Origin of the sequence: Faecalibacterium intestinale (genome assembly GCF_040096575.1) — a bacterium.
GTDB lineage: Bacteria > Bacillota > Clostridia > Oscillospirales > Ruminococcaceae > Faecalibacterium > Faecalibacterium intestinale.
On the sequence record NZ_JBBMEN010000062.1, the window covers coordinates 1 to 1,500 of the forward strand.

The window sequence follows — 1,500 nt, forward strand, 5'->3', positions numbered from 1 at the left end:
AGTCGGGAGCTAAGGTGAGGCCTAACGGCGTAGCCGATGCACAGACGGTAGAGATTCCGTCACCACCAAAAGAGTTAAACACAGGGACACATTTGAAGTCTCGGAGCCGGGTGTTGGTTCCGGTAGCGATCGAGGGAAATTAGTACCGAAGTCCGGGATGGAAGATGGCGAGAAAAGCTGTGTGTATTTCTGCGGTGCCCGTACCGCAAACCGACACAGGTAGGTAGGAAGAAGATTCTAAGGCCAACGGGAGAAGGGTTGTTAAGGAACTCGGCAAATTGACCCCGTAACTTCGGGAGAAGGGGTGCTCCAGAGATGGAGCCGCAGAGAATCGGCCCAAGCAACTGTTTACCAAAAACACAGGTTTGTGCTAAATCGAAAGATGACGTATACGAGCTGACGCCTGCCCGGTGCTGGAAGGTTAAGAGGAGATGTGCAAGCATTGAATCGAAGCCCCAGTGAACGGCGGCCGTAACTATAACGGTCCTAAGGTAGCGAAATTCCTTGTCAGGTAAGTTCTGACCCGCATGAAAGGCGTAATGATTTGGGCACTGTCTCGACAGCCCGCCCGGCGAAATTGTAGTACCGGTGAAGATGCCGGTTACCCGCGACAAGACGGAAAGACCCCATGGAGCTTTACTGTAGCCTAATATTGGGTTTCGATGTTGCATGCACAGGATAGATGGGACACAGGGAAACAAGTGCTTTGGCATTTGTGGAGTGGCCGTTGGGATACCATCCTTGCGATATTGGAATTCTAACCTGCGCCTTTGAATCAAGGCGGGGGACATTGTTAGGTGGGCAGTTTGACTGGGGCGGTCGCCTCCTAAAGAGTAACGGAGGCGTTCAAAGGTTCGCTCAGCTTGAACGGAAATCAAGCAAAAGAGTGCAAACGCAGAAGCGAGCCTAACTGCGAGACTGACGGGTCGAGCAGTAACGAAAGTTGGAGTTAGTGATCCGGTGGTATGTGAGTGGAAATGCCATCGCTCAACGGATAAAAGTTACCCTGGGGATAACAGGCTGATCTCCCCCAAGAGTCCACATCGACGGGGAGGTTTGGCACCTCGATGTCGGCTCATCGCATCCTGGGGCTGTATTCGGTCCCAAGGGTTTGGCTGTTCGCCAATTAAAGCGGTACGCGAGCTGGGTTCAGAACGTCGTGAGACAGTTCGGTCCCTATCTGTCGTGGGCGCAGGATATTTGATGGGAGCTGTTCCTAGTACGAGAGGACCGGAGCGGACGTACCTCTGGCGCACCAGTTGTTCTGCCAAGGGCATAGCTGGGCAACTATGTACGGATCGGATAAACGCTGAAAGCATCTAAGCGTGAAGCCGACCCAAAGATAAGATATCCCATTGTTTCAAACAAGTAAGACCCCTTGAAGACTACAAGGTTGATAGGCACGATGTGTAAGTGGAGTGATCCATTCAGCAAGCGTGTACTAATAGGTCGAGGGCTTGACCACAATTCGCTTGAGACTTTTAAGTCAACGAAAAAATG

1 rRNA gene is annotated in these 1,500 nt (G+C 51.8%); it reads left to right on the forward strand.

Features of this window, described 5'->3' with window-relative positions:
• Positions 1-1,465 (forward strand): 23S ribosomal RNA (locus WMO20_RS14350); the annotation flags it as partial.
• Positions 1,466-1,500: the final 35 nt, after the last annotated feature.